At 37.2% G+C, this 18,318-nt stretch carries 18 protein-coding genes; 8 read left to right on the top strand and 10 right to left on the bottom strand.

Annotated elements, in window-relative coordinates; translation table 11 throughout:
- Positions 1-7: 7 nt before the first annotated feature.
- Both rpsR and rpsF read right to left on the bottom strand, forming a co-directional pair.
- Positions 8-304, bottom strand: coding sequence for a 30S ribosomal protein S18 (rpsR, locus tag ES711_RS02110; RefSeq protein ID WP_033961670.1), 297 nt, complete (start codon positions 302-304; stop codon positions 8-10).
- Positions 305-306: 2 nt separating this feature from the next.
- Complete coding sequence (gene rpsF, locus ES711_RS02105; protein WP_129017129.1) at positions 307-645, bottom strand: 30S ribosomal protein S6; 339 nt, start codon at positions 643-645, stop codon at positions 307-309.
- A gap of 196 nt (positions 646-841) precedes the next feature.
- On the opposite strand from rpsF, the gene ES711_RS02100 reads away from it, so the two are divergent.
- The gene (locus tag ES711_RS02100) at positions 842-1,537 is read left to right on the top strand and encodes a LytR/AlgR family response regulator transcription factor (protein ID WP_146889255.1); all 696 of its coding nucleotides are present in this window, start codon (positions 842-844) and stop codon (positions 1,535-1,537) included.
- 136 nt (positions 1,538-1,673) lie between these two features.
- Here the strand turns inward: ES711_RS02100 and priA are convergent, their stop codons facing one another.
- From priA to nadC, 3 genes are read right to left on the bottom strand one after another with little or no spacing between them, the layout of a single operon-like run.
- Positions 1,674-4,127 carry a replication restart helicase PriA gene (gene priA, locus ES711_RS02095; RefSeq protein ID WP_146889252.1) on the bottom strand — a complete coding sequence of 818 codons (2,454 nt, stop codon included), beginning with the start codon at positions 4,125-4,127 and terminating at the stop codon, positions 1,674-1,676.
- Between the two features lie 8 nt (positions 4,128-4,135).
- Positions 4,136-5,131 (bottom strand): YihY/virulence factor BrkB family protein, encoded by a 996-nt coding sequence (locus tag ES711_RS02090; RefSeq protein WP_317129846.1) that lies wholly within the window; start codon positions 5,129-5,131, stop codon positions 4,136-4,138.
- A complete protein-coding gene (gene nadC / locus ES711_RS02085) occupies positions 5,132-5,989 on the bottom strand; it encodes a carboxylating nicotinate-nucleotide diphosphorylase (protein ID WP_146889250.1) in 858 nt (285 codons plus the stop codon). It lies immediately after the preceding gene.
- Positions 5,990-6,037: 48 nt separating this feature from the next.
- Here nadC and ES711_RS02080 point away from each other — a divergent pair, with 48 nt between their 5' ends.
- Both ES711_RS02080 and rlmH read left to right on the top strand, forming a co-directional pair.
- The gene (locus ES711_RS02080; protein ID WP_146889247.1) at positions 6,038-6,835 is read left to right on the top strand and encodes a hypothetical protein; all 798 of its coding nucleotides are present in this window, start codon (positions 6,038-6,040) and stop codon (positions 6,833-6,835) included.
- A 56-nt stretch (positions 6,836-6,891) separates the two neighbouring features.
- Positions 6,892-7,365: a 23S rRNA (pseudouridine(1915)-N(3))-methyltransferase RlmH gene (gene rlmH / locus ES711_RS02075; protein ID WP_146889244.1), complete on the top strand. Its 474-nt coding sequence runs from the start codon at positions 6,892-6,894 to the stop codon at positions 7,363-7,365.
- Between the two features lie 131 nt (positions 7,366-7,496).
- Here the strand turns inward: rlmH and hpf are convergent, their stop codons facing one another.
- Positions 7,497-7,796, bottom strand: coding sequence for a ribosome hibernation-promoting factor, HPF/YfiA family (gene hpf, locus ES711_RS02070; RefSeq protein WP_146889241.1), 300 nt, complete (start codon positions 7,794-7,796; stop codon positions 7,497-7,499).
- A gap of 170 nt (positions 7,797-7,966) precedes the next feature.
- Between hpf and ES711_RS02065 the strand changes: the two genes are divergently transcribed.
- The 3 genes from ES711_RS02065 to ES711_RS02055 all read left to right on the top strand — a co-directional run bounded on the left by ES711_RS02065 (position 7,967) and on the right by ES711_RS02055 (position 11,653).
- Complete coding sequence (locus ES711_RS02065) at positions 7,967-8,545, top strand: non-canonical purine NTP diphosphatase (RefSeq protein WP_146889238.1); 579 nt, start codon at positions 7,967-7,969, stop codon at positions 8,543-8,545.
- Positions 8,546-8,791: 246 nt separating this feature from the next.
- On the top strand, positions 8,792-10,672 hold the full coding sequence (locus ES711_RS02060) for a DEAD/DEAH box helicase (RefSeq protein ID WP_146889235.1): 1,881 nt from the start codon (positions 8,792-8,794) through the stop codon (positions 10,670-10,672).
- A gap of 207 nt (positions 10,673-10,879) precedes the next feature.
- A complete protein-coding gene (locus ES711_RS02055) occupies positions 10,880-11,653 on the top strand; it encodes a carboxypeptidase-like regulatory domain-containing protein (RefSeq protein ID WP_146889233.1) in 774 nt (257 codons plus the stop codon).
- Here ES711_RS02055 and ES711_RS02050 read toward each other — a convergent pair.
- The gene (locus ES711_RS02050) at positions 11,650-12,312 is read right to left on the bottom strand and encodes a TrmH family RNA methyltransferase (protein WP_146889230.1); all 663 of its coding nucleotides are present in this window, start codon (positions 12,310-12,312) and stop codon (positions 11,650-11,652) included. The genes ES711_RS02055 and ES711_RS02050 overlap by 4 nt on opposite strands.
- 142 nt (positions 12,313-12,454) lie before the next feature.
- Between ES711_RS02050 and ES711_RS02045 the strand changes: the two genes are divergently transcribed.
- Positions 12,455-13,129: an SIR2 family NAD-dependent protein deacylase gene (locus ES711_RS02045; RefSeq protein ID WP_146889227.1), complete on the top strand. Its 675-nt coding sequence runs from the start codon at positions 12,455-12,457 to the stop codon at positions 13,127-13,129.
- Positions 13,130-13,323: 194 nt separating this feature from the next.
- Here the strand turns inward: ES711_RS02045 and ES711_RS02040 are convergent, their stop codons facing one another.
- The 3 genes from ES711_RS02040 to ES711_RS02030 all read right to left on the bottom strand — a co-directional run bounded on the left by ES711_RS02040 (position 13,324) and on the right by ES711_RS02030 (position 16,927).
- Positions 13,324-14,157, bottom strand: a complete 834-nt coding sequence (locus ES711_RS02040) for a CHRD domain-containing protein (RefSeq protein WP_146889224.1) — start codon at positions 14,155-14,157, stop codon at positions 13,324-13,326.
- Between the two features lie 264 nt (positions 14,158-14,421).
- Positions 14,422-15,159 (bottom strand): phosphatase PAP2 family protein, encoded by a 738-nt coding sequence (locus tag ES711_RS02035; RefSeq protein ID WP_146889221.1) that lies wholly within the window; start codon positions 15,157-15,159, stop codon positions 14,422-14,424.
- Between the two features lie 130 nt (positions 15,160-15,289).
- Positions 15,290-16,927 (bottom strand): ABC-F family ATP-binding cassette domain-containing protein, encoded by a 1,638-nt coding sequence (locus tag ES711_RS02030; RefSeq protein WP_146889218.1) that lies wholly within the window; start codon positions 16,925-16,927, stop codon positions 15,290-15,292.
- Between the two features lie 240 nt (positions 16,928-17,167).
- Between ES711_RS02030 and egtB the strand changes: the two genes are divergently transcribed.
- Entirely contained in the window at positions 17,168-18,316 is a 1,149-nt protein-coding gene (gene egtB / locus ES711_RS02025) for an ergothioneine biosynthesis protein EgtB (protein ID WP_146889216.1), read from the top strand.
- The last annotated feature ends 2 nt before the right edge of the window (positions 18,317-18,318 follow it).

Genomic DNA, 18,318 nt, shown 5'->3' with positions numbered 1-18,318 from the left:
GTTTTAATTATTTTAATAAATCTGCTACATAAGGCATCAACGCAAGGTGACGCGCTCTCTTAACTGCAACAGAAACTTTTCTTTGGTATTTTAAAGAGGTACCTGTTAAACGTCTTGGTAACAATTTACCTTGTTCGTTTACAAAACCTAACAACCAATCTGCATCTTTGTAATCAACATATTTAATGCCTGACTTCTTAAAACGACAGTATTTTTTAGTTTTGCTTGTGTCAATATTCAATGGTGTCAAATATCTGATCTCACCATCTTTTTTTCCTTTAGCTTGTTGTTCTATCGATGACATAATTATGCTTTTTGTTTAAGTTTAGTTCTTCTTCGTTCAGCCCAAGAAATAGCATGTTTGTCTAACTTTACAGTTAAATAACGCATAAAACGCTCGTCACGTCTAAACTCTACTTCTAAAGGATTAATAACTTCACCATCTACAGTGAACTCAAATAAGTGGTAGAATCCACTTTTTTTGTTTTGGATTGGATAAGCTAATTTTTTCAAGCCCCAATCTTCTTTGGATACCATCTTTGCTCCTCTAGAAACAAGAAAATCTTCGTATTTCTCTACTGTTTCCTTTATCTGGGTCTCAGATAAAACGGGATTTAAGATGAAAACAGTTTCATAATGATTCATATAATTCTATTTATTAATTAAAAATGAGTGCAAAAATAGGCAATCTTTCTTGTATTGACAACTAAATTTAAAGTAATTTTCAATGGGAACACGCTCTTAAACTTATGTTAAATTAAACGCTTTACCGATGTTTTTTGGTTTTTATCCGAAATTTTTGTACTATTGTCGATATCTTAACCTAAACAAATGTAATGTTATGACTTTAAACTGTGTAGTAGTTGATGACTCTGCGATACAACGACTGTCGATTGTAAAGTTAATTGAAAATCATTCATCGCTCAACCTTATTGCAGAATATAGTAGCGCATTAGAAACCAAAAACGGCTTAAACACCCATAAAGTCGATCTTATTTTCTTAGATATCGAAATGCCAGTTCTTAATGGCTTCGAGTTATTAGATGTTCTCAACAACAAACCCCAAATCATTTTTGTCACGGGCAAAACTGAATACGCATTTAAAGCTTTTAACTACGATGCTACGGATTACCTCCAAAAACCAATCACCCGCGAACGTTTTAATATTGCCGTTGAAAAGGCAGTAGAACAACACAAATTGAAACTCGATTTTAATGAGACCGATGGCGAACATATTTTTGTAAAAAGCAACCTCAAAAAACGGAAGGTATATATTAAGGACATTAAATGGATTGAAGCCCTTGGTGATTATGTTAAATTGGTGACCGAAGAAAACAGTTTAGTGGTACTCTCTACCATGAAAGCTTTTGAACAAGAACTCCCAGAAGGTAAATTCTTAAGAATTCACAAGTCATACATTGTCAACTTAGACAAGGTAGATCGTTTTAACAGCAAAAATGTTGAAGTTGGCGCCTATGAAATCCCGTTAAGTAGAAATAAAAAATCTGAACTTGTAGATGCGCTGAATAACATTTAACGTTATACGAGTACTTTGACATAATTATATTTCTATTCGCTTTTTATGGCTGTACTATTTTAAAGTCTGGATTACTAAAAATTTCGTAAAAAAGCGAAACTTGCAAGATTAAAAATTTGCCCCGATTTTTGTCTCACTAGTAATTGTCGACATTTAAAATTACCCTCACAGATCTAAAATCTTTAATACTCAAAAAGCTATTGTTCACTTTTGCAATGGCTTTTTTCGTTTTGCCTAAACTCTGTTGGGGCGGAATCTTCACCAAAATATGCTTATGAAACTGATTTCTAATTCTGGAAATCGGCGGAAACTCAGGTCCTAGTATATAATTCTTAAACACTTGTCGTAAGGCTGTGGCGTACCACTCTGCCCCAATATTAACCTTATTGAAATCTTTGTGTTTAAAGGTGATTTTTATCAACCTGTAAATTGGCGGATAGTTAAAGTTGTGACGCTCGTCCATTTGTTCCGCATACATTTCGGCATAATTATTTGTCGAGACTTGTTGCAAAATACGATGATGCGGATTGTAGGTTTGAATCAGTACTATCCCGCGCTCATCCGTCCGCCCTGCCCTTCCCGACACCTGTAACATCAGCTGAAAACTGCGTTCGTGGGCTCTGAAATCGGGGAAATTCAACATATTATCCGCATTCATGATGCCCACTAACTTCACATTTCTAAAGTCGAGACCTTTAGTCAGCATTTGGGTCCCTACCAAAATGTCAACTTCCTTTTCTTCAAAGGCCCGGATAATCTTTTCGTAGCCAAATTTACCACGGGTCGTATCCAAATCCATCCGAGCCACCTTATGATCCGGAAAAATAGCCTGAGCCTCTTCCTGCACCTGCTCGGTACCAAAGCCTTTAGTATCCAATTCTACACTGCCACAAGCCATACAGGCTTTTTGCATGGCGGTATGATACCCGCAATAATGGCAACGCAATTCATTTTTATATTGATGGTACGTTAAACTGACATCGCAATTAGAACATTGCGGCGCATGTCCACACGTGGTACATTCTACAATAGGCGAAAATCCACGTCGGTTTTGAAATAGGATAATTTGATGACCATCCTTTAAAGCCGAGGTCATTTCCTCGATCAACCGATCGCTAAAATGCCCGTTCATACGCTTGCGCTTATGTTTGTCCTGAATGTCTACCAATTCAATGTCTGGCATCATCACATCATTAAAACGCTGTGTGATTTCCACCAAGCCATACTTGCCTTGCTGCACATTATAGTAACTTTCTAAACTTGGCGTTGCCGAACCCAACAAAGTTTTACTATTAAATAGAGACGCCAACACCACTGCGGCATCTCGGGCATGATAGCGAGGCGCTGGATCAAATTGCTTAAAAGAGGTTTCGTGCTCTTCGTCAACAATAACGAGACCTAAATTATGGTAGGGAAGAAAAATTGAGGAACGCGCACCTAAAATTATCTGTGCCTTGGGCTGATTTTCCAGCACGTTATGCCATAACTCAAAACGTTCGTGTGCTGAATATTTAGAATGATACACAGACACTTTCCCCCCAAAATAATTTTCGAGACGGGTTACCAGTTGTGTGGTTAAGGCGATTTCCGGAAGCAAATACAATACCTGTTTTCCGGTTGCAATCACCTCTTCAATCAATTTGACGTAAACTTCAGTTTTCCCGGAAGAGGTCACCCCGTGCAGCAACGTAATGTGATGCTTTTCAAAAGTTTTCTTTATCTCTTCTAATGCCTTTTCCTGATAGCTATTTAACTTCTTCGAATCTTCATTGGCCTCCCCAGAGTAGCCTACCCGGTCTTCTTGAATTTGATATTCATCTAAAATTTCTTTATCAATCAAAGTTTTTATTATGGCCGCCGATGCCCCGCTTGCTTCTGTCAATTCAGTCACTTTTACGGGTTGCTTGGTCTGGGCAGATATCGAAAACAAGGTCATGACCACATCCCGCTGTTTTGGAGCCCTACTCAATTCCTCCAGCAATTGCTGCAATTTTGTCTGATCTGAGTAAACGCCATTTAATTTAACGTAACGCACCATTTTAGGCTTGTACTTTTCGTACACTTCCTCCTGTAGCATAATGGCTTCTTTATCTAACAGTCCGTTGATAATGGGGAATACGTTTTTCTTATCCAGTATACTAACTAGGTCATGAATTTTTAAGGACGATTGGTGATGCAGGGCTTCATAGACCAAGAATTCCTGATCATTCAGCTCTTCATCGTTAATAATCTTATCTAAATTTTTGGTGATGATTGTCTCACTTTCCAATAAAAAGGAATTGGGCAGCGCAGCTCTGAGCACATCGCCCAGGGTACACATATAATAGTCAGCAATCCACTGCCAATGTTTTAATTGTTGGGGCGTTGTAATGGGCGCATCATCTAAAATCTGATGAATTTCTTTCGCGTCATACGCCACAGGTTTTTGTTGGTGCACATTAAATACCAAGGCGGTGTAGATCTTACTTTTGCCAAAAGGTACTGCCACCCGCATACCCGGTTTCAAAAACTCTGATTCAGCCATAGTGATGCTGTAGGTGAAGAGTTTTTCAAGCGGAATGGGAAGTATGACGTCAATATAATGTAGCATGATGAAATTTAAGGTAGGATTTGGTCCCGTTTTTTTGAATCGTTATATTTTTTTAATCGTCTAATGGTCGCATTAAATTCAAAACCTAATAGGAGAATGTTGGAGATTAACCACAAATAAAATAGAAGAATCAATAGCGCACCGATAGATCCGTACAACTCATTATAGGTTGAAAAATAAGTGACATAAATGCCGAATAAATACGAAAAGACGATGATTAATATAGTCGTCAACAATGCTCCAGCTGAAAAGAATTTAGAGTCTTTACCTTCTTTTGTTCCGAAATAATAAATGGTAGCCGTGGCAATATAAACCATAAACACAAAAAAGATATATTTTGCAATGGCGGCCATGAACAAGCCTTCCTCATAGGTTTCATAGCCTTGTTTGTCCATATAATAGAGCAAGCGTTGAATGATATAAATTTGAAAATATCCAATCACCGCAATAGTAATAATCAATAAAAGAACCAAAATAAGTGCCACAAACAAGGAGTATAAATATTGCTTGACCACACTTCGTGTGAGCTGTTGATGATATGAACTTTCAAATCCTGAAAACAACGCACTAATCCCGTTGGCCATTAAAAAAATGGACAACAAAAATACCGTCGACATTAAGCCGCCATTTTCGCCCTTATAAATATTCTGAAAAATATTTTCAAAAAAGAAATCGGAGGTTTGCGGTGGCAACACAGAGTTCAGAAATCCTTTAAATTCATATTCAAATCCGACTACCGGAATGTAAGGAATTAAAATAATAATAAATAACAAAAACGGAAATATGGCCGTAAAGAAACTAAAGGCAATAGCACTCGCCCTACTGGTAACCGCGCCTTTAATAATCCCCTTTCCGTAAAGTCTTAAAAAATAATACAGCGTCAATCCTTCTAAGGCTGGCAACTCTATTTTTTTGAGAAATTTTATGAGATGCTTTAAAACGGGTATTTTTTCGAGTTTATCCTCGATATCATCCTCAATATTAGCATCTGGCTTTTCAGACATTTAAACCGCCTTTAGACTTAAATCCATATTATACACTGAATGGGTTAAGGCACCTGACGATATAAAATCGACGCCACACATGGCATACTCGCGCGCCGTGTCCTCATTAATCCCTCCAGACGATTCCGTTAAACAGTGATCACCTATTAAAGTGACTGCTTTTTTGGTGTCTTCATAATTAAAATTATCAATAAGGATTCTATAGACCCCATCGGTTTTAAGAATTTCTGCAATTTCCTCAAGGTTTCTTGCTTCAACAATAATTTTAAGATCGAGATTATTTTCCTCTAGATAGTCTTTCGTTTTTGTAATGGCCTTGGTAATTCCACCCGCAAAATCGATATGGTTATCCTTTAGCATAATCATATCATAGAGAGCGAATCTGTGATTCTCACCGCCACCTATTTTTACAGCCCATTTCTCAAGAGCGCGAATCCCAGGGGTTGTTTTTCTGGTGTCTAAAATTTTAGTGCCTGTACCTTCCAATAAATCCACAAACGTTTTCGTTTTGGTAGCAATAGCGCTCATGCGTTGCATGGCATTCAACACCAAACGTTCCGCTTTTAGGATTGATTGCGAGGCCCCTTCCACATAAAACACGATATCGCCATACTTTACTTTAGCGCCATCTTCAATGAGCGTTTCAACTTTTAAATTGGCATCCACATACTGAAACACTTTTTTCGCAAACGCTACCCCTGCAATAATGCCGTTGTCCTTCACTAGCAATTTAGCTTTGCCCTGAGCAGAGGCAGGGATGCAAGCTAACGAACTGTGATCGCCATTTCCCACGTCTTCTCTAACAGCATTGCTAATAATTAATTCTATTTCTTTATCGAATTGTGATTGTGAAATCATATTATTCTTCTGTTTTTTTCCTTAATTTACAACAAAATCACATTTATAATGATCAAATTTTTTCTTCTTGCTTTTCTGATTCTGACAAGTTCTATCTACTGTCAAAACAAAAGTAAAGTTAATATATTTCTTGATGAAAACTTAAAGCCTATAAATGAAGCATCCTTTAATGAAAAAAGAGATTCTTTTATATATACTTCAATATCACATGGCAATGATTCTTTAACAGTGCATCAAATTACAAATCTCATAAAGTTTGGAAAATTTGATTCTATTACAAATTACCAAATACGAATGCTTCTGAAAAGAGATTCAAAAAACAACCATATTGCAGACAAAGATCTGATTCTGACCTTTCGTGACACCTTATATGGTTTTAAAACACACAGCAACTTTGCGAATCTATCTAATAGGGATATTAAAAATAAAATTAAACACTACGACAACATTCAAAAAAAGTGCATTAAAAGAGACAGAAAAGATAATTATGAGCGATTCTATTTTTACAATGTAAATAAAGAATATAATTATCTACCCAAAAATTTCTCTTGGATCAAAAGCTCCTCTATTCTTAATAATCTTCTTTTTAATAATCAATCAGCCATGTTTATCTTAAAAACTAATGGTGACTATTTTTACTTTCAGGAAATTTATGAAAAATATGTTATAGAATTAATCAAGGCGGAAAATTGGGAATTATTTGTTAATGAATATGAGATTGCAAAAAACACACTGTCTAAAATGCGATTTGGAAAATTAAAGAATTTGCACATGAATTATGAAGACGTAAAATATAATAGTTACCCTAGTCATAACACTCAGTGTTACTTTCCTGGAGATTATTAATTAGATTATTAATTAATCGACCATCCAAAACAATTACAAAAATCGCTTTTTCGTATATGACAATTAAACTTCTCGCCATTGGCAAAACAGACAACAAGCAACTACAAGCGCTTATTGAAGATTATCAAAAACGCTTAGGATTTTACATCAAATTCGACTTTGAGATTATTCCCGATCTAAAAAAAGTAAAGAACTTAAGTGAAGACCAACAAAAACAAAAAGAAGGCGAATTGATTTTGGCCAAACTCAACCCTACCGATGTGCTTATTTTGTTAGATGAAAATGGCAAACAATATGATTCCGTTGGATTTTCAGAATACCTCCAGAAACATATGAATTCTGGCGTAAAGCAAGTGGTTTTTGTAATTGGGGGGCCTTACGGATTTTCGGACGAGGTGTATAACAAAGCAAATGGGAAAATATCACTTTCAAAAATGACATTTTCCCATCAAATGATACGCCTATTCATGATTGAACAGTTGTACCGTGCTTTTACTATTTTAAAGAATGAGCCCTACCACCATAGGTAGGTTGAAATAAAGGTTTCTTATTTATTATTCTAGAGAAGCGCTCTATAATTATTACCCTACCTCACTCTTAACTCCTAACTCCTAACTCCTAACTCCTCACTCCTAACTCGTCACTCCTCATTCCTAAACGCCTAATGCGTTTTATAAGTCTGTTTTCTTTTTTTAAGTTGAATCTCCAAATCGCTAATCGTTTCCTTAACTGCCATCTCGTAGTTTTTCTCGTCAGATGTAGCAAAAATTTGCGGTCCTGGCGCACTTAATTTAATATTACAGATTTTACCTTTTTCTGGTTCATTTCCTTCTTCTTTAAAAAAGACATCCGCATTGATCAACCAATCGTATTTTTCGGCCATTTTATTTAATTTCTCGGTGGTATGTGCAGCTAGCGAATCGCTATAATCTAAATTTACGAATTGAATGTTTATTGTCATGATTTTTAATTTTTGGTTATGAGACTAAATTACGAGTTTAAAAAGGATTGCCCAATGACAAAAATCATAAATTATGCTTAAAGTTGGCGTGGTTACGCTAAGCTTTTGAGAAACAAGCATCAGCGATGCTTTAATTAATTTGTCTTATTTTTACTATAAAACCAAAGTATATGACCATCGTTTTTGCCACTAACAATTTGAATAAACTAAAGGAAGTTCAGGCCTTTGTTCCAAATCATATCACACTTTTAAGTCTAGAAGATATTGGCTGTACAGAAGATGTCCCAGAAACTCAAACCACAATTGAAGGTAATGCATTGCAGAAGGCGGCATACATTAAAAACAAATATGGCTATGACTGTTTTGCAGACGATACCGGATTAGAAGTTGAAGCTCTACGAGGTGCTCCAGGTGTATATTCTGCCCGTTACGCAGGAGAACAGCGAAACTCAGAAGATAACATCCAAAAACTACTAAAAGAATTACAAGCCTATTCTAACCGAAATGCCCAGTTTAAAACGGTCATTGCTTTAGAATTACATGGACAACAGCATACCTTTACAGGAATTTGCCCAGGTGAAATCACAACAGAAAAAAGCGGCAACCGAGGATTTGGCTACGATCCTATTTTTAAAGCGAACGGCTACAATCAGACTTTTGCTGAGATCAGTTTAGAGGAAAAAAATCAGATAGGACACCGTGGAAAAGCCGTAAAACAGCTCGTAAATTTCCTGAATTCAATAGCCTAAATTTCAATACGTCAACAATAAAATCACCTAACGAATTGAGGATCACATCTCAACACTTGAGGAGCAATTAAAAAAAACTTTAAATAAAACCGATTTCTATAATCGGAAATTAAAAATAATATCATACATTTGCACCTTGTAAAAATTTCCTCAAGGTGAGGATGTGTTACTGGAGGTTTAGGTTAAGTATGTCGATTCGCTTCTGTTGTAACACCAAAGAACATAATCGAATACTTATTAAATCGAATGAACACATTCCAAGATTTAGGTCTTAATGATGACCTTTTACGCGCTATTACCGATATTGGTTTTATTACACCAAGTGACGTCCAAGCCAAAGCAATCCCAATTTTATTAGAAAAAGACACTGATTTAGTGGCTTTAGCACAAACAGGAACAGGTAAAACTGCTGCGTTTGGTTTTCCAATGTTGCAAAAAATCAACATTGAAAGCAGAACAACGCAAGGATTGATCCTCTCTCCTACCCGGGAACTTTGTTTGCAAATTACCAACGAGTTGAAAAACTACGGTAAATATTGTAAAGGCTTTAATGTTGCTGCCATTTATGGTGGTGCCAGTATTACGGACCAAGCAAGAGAAGTAAAAAGAGGCGCACAAATTATTGTCGCTACGCCAGGCCGTATGAAAGATATGATTAACCGTAATATGGTTGACATTTCTAAAATTGACTACGCTGTCCTTGATGAAGCTGATGAAATGTTGAACATGGGCTTTTATGAAGATATCACTGATATCCTATCCCATTCTCCAAAAGAAAAAAACACCTGGTTGTTTTCTGCAACCATGCCAAAAGAAGTTTCAACCATTGCGAAGAAATTTATGAATTCGCCAGTTGAAATTACTGTTGGAAATAAAAATGAAAGTACCAATCAAGTATCTCACGAATATTACTTAGTCAATTCTCGCGACCGTTACCAAGCTTTAAAACGTTTGGCTGATGCGAATCCTGATATCTTCTCAGTAATTTTCTGTCGTACCAAACGCGATACTCAAAAAGTAGCGGAACAATTAATTGAAGATGGTTATAGCGCTGGTGCATTACATGGCGATTTAAGCCAGAACCAACGTGACATGGTCATGAATTCATTCCGTAAAAACCAAATTCAAATGTTGGTGGCTACGGATGTTGCTGCCCGTGGTATTGATGTGGATAACATTACACACGTTATCAACTACCAATTACCTGATGAAATTGAAACCTATACACACCGTTCAGGTAGAACAGGTCGTGCCGGTAAAACTGGTGTTTCTATTGTTATTGTTTCAAAAAGTGAATTGCGTAAAATCAAAAGTATTGAGCGCATCATTAATAAAAGCTTTGACAAAAAAGAAATTCCTGATGGCATGGAGATTTGCGAAGTTCAGTTAATGTCTTTGGCCAACAAAATCCATACTACTGAAATCAATCCTGAGATTGAGAAATATTTGTCTAGTATCAACGAATTGTTTGTTGACACTTCAAAAGAAGAATTGATTCAAAAATTCTTTTCGGTAGAGTTTACACGTTTCTTTAATTATTACAACAAATCTAAAAACTTATCAGTAGCTGAATCTCGTGGAAGCGATAGAGATGGCGATTTTGGTAAGGATTACGGAAGCAATGATGATTCGTCGCGCTACTTCATCAACGTTGGACAAAAAGACGGCTTTGATTGGATGAGCTTGAAAGATTTCTTAAAAGATATTTTAGATCTTGGTAGAGATGACGTCTTTAAAGTTGATGTAAAGGACAGTTTTTCTTTCTTCAATACTGATAAAGGTTTACAGGAAAAAATATTAGCTTTCTTTAATGACTACAAACACAATGGACGTTTTGTAAATGTTGAAGTGAGTGAAGATAAAGGCAGAAGCACAACCAGAAACAAGAGACGCTCTAGCGGCGGCGACAGTGGAGGTGGCAGACGCTCAGGTGGCGATTTCAAACCACGTAGCGAAAGACGTTCTGGAGGTGACTTTAAAGGTGGGAAATCATCTGATGCTTCAAGACCAAGACGTTCATCTGACAGCTCTGGACCAAACAGAAGAGATAGACGTGCTGGCGCAGGTGAAAAAACAACTGCGGATTCTGGCTTTTCAAGACCTACACGTTCAAGACGTAAGGACTAATTAGCAGACGCACAGTCTAATATTTATATTAAAACGAAGTGGAAATTCAATCTTTTCACTTCGTTTTTTTTATTAATATTCCAAACGAGCTATAAGGACTCGGATCCCTTTGCCTGATTCCAATCTAAAGTTAATATTATATCAAATTTGTCAGCTTTCAATATGTTTTTAAGTTTTGTTTCTTACTTTTATCACTTAAATAAACCAATGAGGCTCCTACTAGTACTAACTGCTTTTTTATGTATTTCTTTTTCCAGTGTGGCACAAGAGCCTACTACCGTTAAAGGAGTGGTATACAGTACGACTACTAACGAGATTCTAGAGAGTGTCAACATTGTCAACTTAAACCAAGTTGTAGGTACTACCACAACCCATACCGGAACTTTTGAAATTAAAGCGACGGCTAATGACACCCTGCATTTTTCTTTTTTGGGCTACAAATCCATTAAAGTGAGAGTGACCAATGACTGGCTTAAATTTGGGGAAACTAAAATTGAAATGACGGAATTAGCGCTCGCGCTTGAAGAAGTGGTGGTCAATCAGTTACGTCTTACAGGTTTTTTAGAAGTGGATATGAACCAAGTTCCTGTCAGAACTAATTACCGTTACAGTATTTCAGGACTTTCTACCGCCGGCTACGAAGCAGGTAATAATACAAGCGCTGTTAATAAGGTTTTAGGCGCCATTTTTAATCCGGCAGATTTTCTGTACAATATGTTCGGGAAAAAGCCCAACGAGCTCGGAAAACTAAAGCAAATGAAAAAGGATGATGAAATCCGCAATTTACTTGCCTCCCGTTTTGATCGGGAAATGTTGATGGTATTGTTGGATTTAAATCGTGTGGACCTAGACGAAATCGTTAGCCAGTGCAATTACTCCAGAGATTTTATACAAACGGCAAATGATCTTCAAATATTAGATGCCATTAGCGAATGTTACGAAGAATATAAAATATTAAGCCGAAGCAAAAGAAGGAACTAATCTACTACCGTTGCATAATACCGCTCAACAATCTTGTCATAGCTTTTGAGTGTTTTGGAAATCCAGTCCAAACGCTTATCCAACTGTTCTTCTTCCGTCAGTTGCCAAGAAACTTTAGAACGTCTTAATTTATTTGTCACATCTTGTAGTATAATTGCTGCAGAGACAGAAATGTTTAAACTCTCTGTAAAGCCAACCATCGGAATTTTCAAAAAACAATCTGCGGCCTCCATGACTTCTGGAGACAAGCCTTCCGTTTCCCGTCCAAAAAAGAAGCAGGACTTTTTAGTAAAATCAAAATCGGCAAGTACTTGGTCATTATCGTGTGGTGTTGTGGCCACAATTTGATAGCCCGTATCTTTTAAATTCTGAATACATTCCGCTACTGTATGATAACGCTGCAAATCGACCCATTTTTGAGATCCCATCGCAATTTCTCTATCTATGCGTTTAGAATTTCGTTCTTCCACAATATGCACTTCCTGAATGCCAAATACATCGCAGCTGCGAATTACGGCACTCGTATTGTGCAATTGGTACACATCTTCCGTTGCCACCGTAAAATGCTTGGTACGGTTGGGCAGTACGGTATCAAATCGTAATTTACGTTGTGGAGTCAGATACGTTTCTAAATGTTCGAGAAGTTGAAGGTCAATCATTGAAAAGTTTTATATTTAATAAAATTACGGAAACAAAGATAAGGCGTCGCATTAAATTGAACGTAGTATTTTATATAAGTGATGACTAAAACGACATCATTAACTGAGAAAATTACTCAACCCATCGTAAAAATAGACTGTTATGAAACATATTGTAGTATTAACTGGAGCGGGAATAAGTGCTGAGAGTGGTTTAAAAACCTTTAGAGATGCCGATGGATTGTGGGAAGGTCATAACGTCATGGACGTGGCGACACCCGAAGGGTTTAAAAATAACCCAGAATTGGTCTTAGAATTTTACAATCAGCGGAGGAGACAATTGTTGGAGGTACAGCCAAACAGTGCCCATCGTGATTTGGCCGCATTGGAGACTGATTACAAAGTGACCATTATCACCCAAAATGTAGACGATTTGCACGAACGGGCCGGAAGTTCAAACGTGGTGCATTTACACGGGGAGTTGCTGAAAGCACGTAATATTGTTAACGAAGACGATTGCTTTACACATGATGAGGACATTAAATTAGGTGACACCTGTCCTAACGGACATCAATTACGCCCGTATATTGTATGGTTTGGAGAAGCCGTACCATTGATGGATAAGGCTATGGACCTGTGCGCCACTGCTGATGTTTTGATGATTATAGGCACCTCAATGCAGGTGTATCCAGCGGCCAGTTTAATGCATTATGTACCCGAAGACATTCCAATATATTTTATCGACCCTAAACCTGCTATGGAGAGTCGGGGAAATGTAACGGTGATTCCTGAAACGGCCACGGCTGGTGTAAAGAAGGTTATCGACATGCTGCGCTAGTTATGAAACGTATGGCACACCGCATATAACTTATATTTAAACGTCGCAGTTTAAATTCTAAAGCGGTATTAATTCCACTTATAAAGCGTCAGCAAATAGTCTGAATGATCATTGAATTTAATGCATTCCTAAAAAGTATGGCACAAAAAAAACCTGACTTTACGGCCAGGTTTCTATTTATTATAAATCTAATGTTATTTATTTTTACCTACATTCCCTTGTGCCACTAATACTGATAAATCAGCAGGCATAGGGTTGTGCACATTTACATAACCGTCAATAGTTAACAGCTTTTCGTATCCGAAGAAATCCGGATTAGCTTTTAATTTTTTAAGGTTCGTCTTACTCATACCTGTCTTGCCTTTAACAGTGTTTAAGTCTACGATAATTGCACCAGGTGCATTTGCAACACTACCTGCATGAATATGCGCAGGGTATTCCACACCTTCCTTAGTTCCATTTAAAGTAATGGTAGCTAAAGCTTCACCATTTACACGTCTCTGAAGCATAAAACTTCCAGAGATTGCTGGATCAGAAACTGACGCCAACGGGTAAGAAGTAGAAAGACCTGTTAACTCATTCTCTCCGATATCACCCTGAGCCACAAGAGTTGCTAAATCAATAGAACTGGCGTGAACGTTAATATAACCGTCAAATTCCAATAGTTTCTCATAAGAAATTGCGGTTTTATTATCCAAAGCAGTTACGGTAATCGTACTAAAACCTGTAGTACCGTCAACAGTACCCAATGTTAGAGCGATGTCTCCACCTTCTGCTGCAGTATTCAAATGGATATGAGCAGGATGCATTCCTCCACTAGGTGTACCTTTCAACTGCAATTCAATAGTTGTTGTTTTTTCATCAACCTTTATAAATTTCGCGGTTCCACTGATTGAAGGATCAGCAACAGAAGCTAATTGGTAAGTTTTAGATTCTTCAGGAGCCTGTGTTGCATCATCGTCATCACTACAACTGGTAAAAAAAAGAGTTGGCAAGACCAACATCATACTGAACATTAATTTTTTCATAGATATAATTTTTAGGTGTTAATAACCGCAAAGCTACTACACCACGATAGCACTCACTTTACATTTTGAAGAGTTTAACTTAAGATTTAGAGAGTTTTAACTAAAATTTAGGTTGGCCTTAACATTCTACAACCACTTTAGTCCACGAAGAGTCTGTTGTACAGCGCCAAATGGGAGATTCTGGCTCATCTATACGCATATGCCACATCCCAAGAAATTAATAATTTTTTGGTCCTATACATATTTTATTCTAAACTTGAAAATCTAAACCGATGGCGTTTGCGGATCTCTTCTGAACACCTCGATCAGATCGAATATAAGGATACAAAATACAACCCATATAAAGCCAGCAATAAAACCTCCGGCGATGTCAGATGGAAAATGCACGCCCAAATAAATTCGGCTCAACCCAATGCTGAGAATTAAAACTCCTAGCAGAAAAATAATGCCATATTTCAAATAGCTATTGATTCTAAATCTATAAATTAGATACATTAAGAATCCGTAAAAGGCCATAGCACTCATAGCGTGACCGCTTGGATAACTCAGAGTTTCCACAGAGACCATATGTTCAATGCCTGGTCTGGCCCTATCGACAAAGCGCTTTAATATTAAATTGGAAATAGCAGATAAAGCCAAAACGAAAAACACCTGTAGCATCAACTTCCATTGTTTAAATACAAAATAAGACAAGCCTGCAAATACGATCAATACGATGGCGTAGCCATAAATATCGCCCACGTGGGTTACAAAAACAAAATATGTAGTAAGGGCTTCAGAGCGATGCGAAATAACGTATTCCGTAATTTGTTGATCATATTCCGCCAAGAGATCTGACTTTAAGGTTTCTGTCAATTCTATAAAGAGATTGATGCCCACAACAACTACGATTAACGCAACGACAACCGTAATAATATAAGGTAAGGTCACATCGTACTGATGGAATTTTTCTCTTAAAAACGTTCTTAAATTATCAATTAAGAGTTTTACGGTCTTTCTCATAAAATAATGGTATTCAATGGTAAGAAGCTAAAATAGGTGTTTTCCCTAGTTTTAAAACCCAAAGATTACATAAAAATTCTGTAAAAATTAAGCAAAACGGTAGGATAATGCCCTCATCTAAAAGCAATGACTATTTTTTTAAATCAATATGTTTCAAATTTTCAATTCTGTTTCTCACCAAGAAATCATCTATAGTTTCAAAATGCTCAATAACGCGTTGGTCTTTAAATTCGAATACTTTTTGTGATAAGCCTTTTAGAAAATCACGGTCGTGGGACACCAAGATCAAGGTGCCGTCAAAATTGAGCAGCGCTTCCTTTAAAACATCTTTCGACTTTAGATCTAAGTGATTGGTGGGTTCATCCAAAATCAATAAATTGACCGGTTCTAACAGTAATTTCACCATGGCCAATCGGGTTTTTTCACCACCAGAAAGCACGCTTACTTTTTTATCGATATCCTCGCCTTTAAACATGAATCGGCCTAAGATATTTTTAATTTGGGTCCTCACATCGCCTTGCGCCACTTCATCAACCGTTTGGAAAATGGTCAAATTTTCATCTAATAATGACGCTTGATTTTGGGCGAAATAGCCAATCTTAACATTATGGCCTAAACTACAGGTGCCTTCCACCCCAATCTCACCCATAATGGCTTTAATCATGGTAGACTTACCCTCCCCGTTCCGTCCTACAAAAGACACTTTTTCACCTCTTGAAATAGACATGTTGGCGTTTTTGAAAACGACGTGGTCGTCGTAAGACTTTGACAAATCTTTTACCGTAACCGGATAATCTCCCGAACGTTGCGCAGGTGGGAATCTTAATTTAAGGGCAGAGGTATCAATATCATCCACTTCAATGATCTCTAGCTTCTCCAACATTTTCTCTCGAGAATTGACTTGATTGGTTTTAGAATAGGTACCTTTAAAACGTTCGATAAAGGCCATATTATCAGCAATAAACCTTTGCTGCTCTTGGTAAGCTTTGATCTGATGCAGACGTCGGTCTTCGCGCAGCTGTAAGTAGTGTGAATAATTTGCTTTATAATCATAGATCCTCCCCATTGTCACTTCAATTGTTCTATTGGTAATAGTATCAATAAACGCCTTGTCGTGAGAAATGACCATCACGGCATTGGCTTTATTCAACAAGAAATCTTCGAGCCAAATAACCGACTCTATATCTATATGGTTGGTAGGCTCATCCAAAAGAATCAAATCTGGTTTTTGCAGCAAAATTTTAGCCAACTCGATACGCATCCGGTACCCGCCACTAAATTCGCTCGTTAACCGTGTAAAATCTTCCCGTTTAAATCCTAAGCCGCCCAATGCCTTTTCAACTTCCGCATCATAATTGACATCTTCTAAGGCATAATATTTCTCTCCTAAATCAGAAACCTTTTGGATGATTTGCATATACTCATCTGAGTCATAATCCGTTCGCGTTTCCAGAGCTTTGTTGAGCGTTTCCATCTCGTCCCTCATTTCATAAACATGGGCAAAGGCCTTAGAAGCTTCTTCAAAAACAGTACACTCGTCCTCAGTTAATAAATGCTGCGGCAAATAGGCAATAATGGCATCTTTTGGGTAACGTACATGGCCTTTTGTCGCTCGTTGTTCGCCTGCAATAATTTTCATCATTGTAGATTTTCCGGCGCCATTTTTTCCCATTAGGGCAATTTTGTCATTTTCATTAATGGTAAAAGACACCTCACTAAATAAGGCGGTTCCACCAAACTCTACAGCTAAATTATCGACTGAAATCATAGGTTTATTTTTGAGTTGCAAAACTATAATTATTTTGATAACTGCAGACTATAAATACCTTGAAAGTATGGTGTTTTTATTAAAATTACCAGCCCTATTTTATCGAGAAAACTAGTGCCATGACTCAGCATATTAACATGATTTGACATTCTAGTGCTATTATCTCATTTGCTATAAATACGACTCCTTTAAAGATTTTCATTCGCTAAAAGTAAAATCATTAGTATCTTTATAGTACTCATGAAAACACTTACCACACACTTTATCGACGTACGAGAGCGCACAGTGTTGCTCTGTCAAAATTTACAAATAGAGGACTACACCCCGCAATCTGCTCTTTTTTCAAGTCCCCCTAAATGGCATATTGCTCATGTGACCTGGTTTTTTGAAGAAATGATTTTAAAGAAACATGTTCCAAATTATGAGGTGTTCGATTCTAATTTCGGTTTCTTGTTCAATAGTTATTATAATAGTATTGGCGAACGGATTGAACGACACAACCGAGGATTACTGACACGGCCTAAAATTGAAAATGTTTACGAATTTAGAGCATTTGTTGATAAGGCGATGGTGGATTTATTGGAATCAAATCCAAATGAAGATGTTGATAAATTAACCATTTTGGGTATTAATCATGAACAACAGCATCAAGAATTGCTCTTAACGGATATTAAATATACGCTGTCAAAAAACCCGCTTTACCCAAAACTTTTTGAGTCGAATTTTGTGACGCATCATAATAAACAGCAGGGATGGTTAACTGTAGACGAAGGCATTTACCAAATAGGCCATCAGAACGAGAGTTTTAGTTTTGACAATGAATTAGGAGCCCATCGGGTATTTTTGGAACCGTTTCAAATTTCTAAAAACTTAGTGACTTGTGGCGAATTTATAGAATTCATCAATGACAACGGCTATACAAAACCTGAATATTGGTTGGATGAAGGCTGGTTCTGGATTAATGACAACAACATAACTCAACCTTTATATTGGAAGCACCAAGATGGAACTTGGTTTCAGTACACGCTCTCTGGGTTAGAACCGATTGACGAAAAGAGCATTTTAACCCATATCTCCTTCTATGAAGCTTCAGCTTTTGCCCTATGGAAAGGTCTTAGACTTCCCACCGAATTTGAATGGGAAGTTGCTTCCAAAGATCTGGAATGGGGCACCCATTGGGAATGGACCAATAGCGCCTACTTGCCCTACCCAAGATTCAAAACAGCTGAAGGCGCTGTTGGTGAATACAATGGAAAATTTATGATCAATCAAATGGTGCTTAGGGGTGCTTCCCATGCCACGGCACCCGGCCATAGTCGCCACACCTACAGAAATTTTTTTCATCCACAATACCAATGGCAATTTTCAGGAATCAGACTCGCTAAATAATC

Origin of the sequence: Gelidibacter salicanalis, assembly GCF_007997285.1 — a bacterium.
Taxonomy (GTDB): Bacteria; Bacteroidota; Bacteroidia; order Flavobacteriales; family Flavobacteriaceae; genus Gelidibacter; species Gelidibacter salicanalis.
The sequence above is the reverse complement of the archived record's forward strand: the minus strand, read 5'-3'. Positions and strand labels throughout refer to the sequence as shown.

What these genes read in the sequence shown, in the direction of transcription:
- rpsR (WP_033961670.1), bottom strand. Translation starts at nt 304, where the DNA reads ATGTCATCGATAGAACAACAAGCTAAAGGAAAAAAAGATGGTGAGATC.
- rpsF (WP_129017129.1), bottom strand. Translation starts at nt 645, where the DNA reads ATGAATCATTATGAAACTGTTTTCATCTTAAATCCCGTTTTATCTGAG.
- ES711_RS02100 (WP_146889255.1), top strand. Translation starts at nt 842, where the DNA reads ATGACTTTAAACTGTGTAGTAGTTGATGACTCTGCGATACAACGACTG.
- priA (WP_146889252.1), bottom strand. Translation starts at nt 4,127, where the DNA reads ATGCTACATTATATTGACGTCATACTTCCCATTCCGCTTGAAAAACTC.
- ES711_RS02090 (WP_317129846.1), bottom strand. Translation starts at nt 5,131, where the DNA reads ATGTCTGAAAAGCCAGATGCTAATATTGAGGATGATATCGAGGATAAA.
- nadC (WP_146889250.1), bottom strand. Translation starts at nt 5,989, where the DNA reads ATGATTTCACAATCACAATTCGATAAAGAAATAGAATTAATTATTAGC.
- ES711_RS02080 (WP_146889247.1), top strand. Translation starts at nt 6,038, where the DNA reads ATGATCAAATTTTTTCTTCTTGCTTTTCTGATTCTGACAAGTTCTATC.
- rlmH (WP_146889244.1), top strand. Translation starts at nt 6,892, where the DNA reads ATGACAATTAAACTTCTCGCCATTGGCAAAACAGACAACAAGCAACTA.
- hpf (WP_146889241.1), bottom strand. Translation starts at nt 7,796, where the DNA reads ATGACAATAAACATTCAATTCGTAAATTTAGATTATAGCGATTCGCTA.
- ES711_RS02065 (WP_146889238.1), top strand. Translation starts at nt 7,967, where the DNA reads ATGACCATCGTTTTTGCCACTAACAATTTGAATAAACTAAAGGAAGTT.
- ES711_RS02060 (WP_146889235.1), top strand. Translation starts at nt 8,792, where the DNA reads ATGAACACATTCCAAGATTTAGGTCTTAATGATGACCTTTTACGCGCT.
- ES711_RS02055 (WP_146889233.1), top strand. Translation starts at nt 10,880, where the DNA reads ATGAGGCTCCTACTAGTACTAACTGCTTTTTTATGTATTTCTTTTTCC.
- ES711_RS02050 (WP_146889230.1), bottom strand. Translation starts at nt 12,312, where the DNA reads ATGATTGACCTTCAACTTCTCGAACATTTAGAAACGTATCTGACTCCA.
- ES711_RS02045 (WP_146889227.1), top strand. Translation starts at nt 12,455, where the DNA reads ATGAAACATATTGTAGTATTAACTGGAGCGGGAATAAGTGCTGAGAGT.
- ES711_RS02040 (WP_146889224.1), bottom strand. Translation starts at nt 14,157, where the DNA reads ATGAAAAAATTAATGTTCAGTATGATGTTGGTCTTGCCAACTCTTTTT.
- ES711_RS02035 (WP_146889221.1), bottom strand. Translation starts at nt 15,159, where the DNA reads ATGAGAAAGACCGTAAAACTCTTAATTGATAATTTAAGAACGTTTTTA.
- ES711_RS02030 (WP_146889218.1), bottom strand. Translation starts at nt 16,927, where the DNA reads ATGATTTCAGTCGATAATTTAGCTGTAGAGTTTGGTGGAACCGCCTTA.
- egtB (WP_146889216.1), top strand. Translation starts at nt 17,168, where the DNA reads ATGAAAACACTTACCACACACTTTATCGACGTACGAGAGCGCACAGTG.